This window comes from Xenorhabdus bovienii (genome assembly GCF_024721015.1).
In the GTDB taxonomy this organism is placed as follows: domain Bacteria; phylum Pseudomonadota; class Gammaproteobacteria; order Enterobacterales; family Enterobacteriaceae; genus Xenorhabdus; species Xenorhabdus bovienii.
In genome coordinates this window covers 1-1,513 of record NZ_JANAIF010000201.1, presented here as the reverse complement: position 1 = coordinate 1,513, position 1,513 = coordinate 1, and the positions used below count along the sequence as shown (strand labels likewise).

The window sequence follows — 1,513 nt, the reverse complement described above, 5'->3', positions numbered from 1 at the left end:
CAAGGGGATATCGGCACATTGTCCGGTAAGTGCCGTATTGCGCTGTGGTACTCCGCGTGTGCGGTTCGTCCAGAGGCGATCGGCGTTGGGTTAGCTGGTCAGAAATGACACAAGGGAGCTTCGGCTCCCTTTTCTTTTTGGAGAAGTGAAAATGGCTACATTTAGCGAAGCATTAGAAGCGGTAAAAGCAGGGAAATTTATTCATAGGGCTGGATGGAATGGTGCGAACCAGTTTATTGCCCGTATTTATGCAGGTAATGCCGCATATCGCAAAGGCGCAATCATTGCTGATATGCAAGATTGCTTTGGATTGAAAAACGCCCAAGGAACTATGCAGCCCGGATGGGTTCCGTCTCAAGGTGATTTATTTGCAGAAGATTGGGTTATTCAGGAGTGACACATGAAAAAGATGCTCTACAAACCAGATGGTGATGTCAGTGTCTGGGGAATGCTGTTGCAAATTACGATCATTGACCTAGAGGAATTGGACGAATACTTGACTGATGGCTGGGTTGAAAATCCCATGGATACGTTGAAATCTAAGCCAGTGAATCTCGGCAAAGGTAAGGCAGGTGAAAATGGGGCTGACAACAAAGAGTGATTTGGTTCAGGCAGCACTACGTAAGCTGGGTGTTGCCTCCAATGCCACGTTATCCGATATCGAACCGCAATCAATGGAAGATGCAGTCAATGATCTCGAAATGATGATGGCGGAATGGTATCAGGACGGCGCAGGTATTGATGCCGGATATCGATTTGCTGATGTTGATAATCCATCCGCTGACGGTGACGAGCACGACATGAAAAGTAGCGCTATCAGTGCCGTTATTCATAACCTCGCTGTGCGGATTGCCCCAGATTACGCCATTGAGCCGCCAATAAAGATCATCAACACAGCCAGATATGGCAAAGAGCTTTTGTATAAGCAATCTGCCATATCTCGCGCCAAGAAATCACGTTCTGATTATCCAGCACGAATGCCTATTGGTTCAGGTAATCATTGGGCGACTGTTAACGGCTGGCATTTTTATCCGGGAGGCAAACCACATGCCGATTCAACAACTCCCCCTGATGAAGGGGACAGGTAAAGACTATCGCTCTGCCGATTATGTTGATCTGCTCCCTGTCAACATGCTGGCCACACCGAAAGAAATACTGGGTTCCTCTGGTTATCTCCGTTCCTTCCCCGGCATAACAAAACGCGCTGATGTTACTGGTATCTCGCGAGGGTCGGAGTTCAATACTAAAGAGTCTGCCGTCTATCGCGTGCTGGGAAGTAAGCTGTATAAATCCAACAATGCTATTGGTGATGTCCCCGGCTCCGGTAGGGTCAGCATGGCACACAGTTACAATAGTCAAACAGTAGCGGCCAATGGTGTGATGTCACTTTATCGCTATGACGGCACGGTCAAACGTCTGGAGAACTGGCCTACCTCGTCTAAATTCCAACAATATGAAATCGGCTCTGTGCGTGATATCTGCCGATCCCGTGGGCGTTATATCTGGGCGAAAG

At 48.2% G+C, this 1,513-nt stretch carries 5 protein-coding genes; all 5 read left to right on the top strand.

The genetic code is table 11. From position 1 onward, the window contains the following. Positions 1–108: P22 phage major capsid protein family protein (locus NXS07_RS19970; protein ID WP_258087505.1), on the top strand; the 108-nt coding region annotated here is incomplete at its 5' end. A gap of 43 nt (positions 109–151) precedes the next feature. Next, positions 152–397: a DUF2829 domain-containing protein gene (locus tag NXS07_RS19965; protein ID WP_258087504.1), complete on the top strand. Its 246-nt coding sequence runs from the start codon at positions 152–154 to the stop codon at positions 395–397. A gap of 3 nt (positions 398–400) precedes the next feature. After that, a complete protein-coding gene (locus NXS07_RS19960; RefSeq protein ID WP_258087503.1) occupies positions 401–601 on the top strand; it encodes a hypothetical protein in 201 nt (66 codons plus the stop codon). After that, on the top strand, positions 579–1,088 hold the full coding sequence (locus NXS07_RS19955; RefSeq protein ID WP_258087502.1) for a packaged DNA stabilization gp4 family protein: 510 nt from the start codon (positions 579–581) through the stop codon (positions 1,086–1,088). Before NXS07_RS19960 ends, NXS07_RS19955 begins: the two co-directional genes overlap by 23 nt. After that, positions 1,048–1,513, top strand: a 466-nt coding sequence (locus NXS07_RS19950) for a packaged DNA stabilization protein (RefSeq protein ID WP_258087501.1), incomplete at its 3' end; no start/stop codon positions are given. The genes NXS07_RS19955 and NXS07_RS19950, both read left to right, overlap by 41 nt.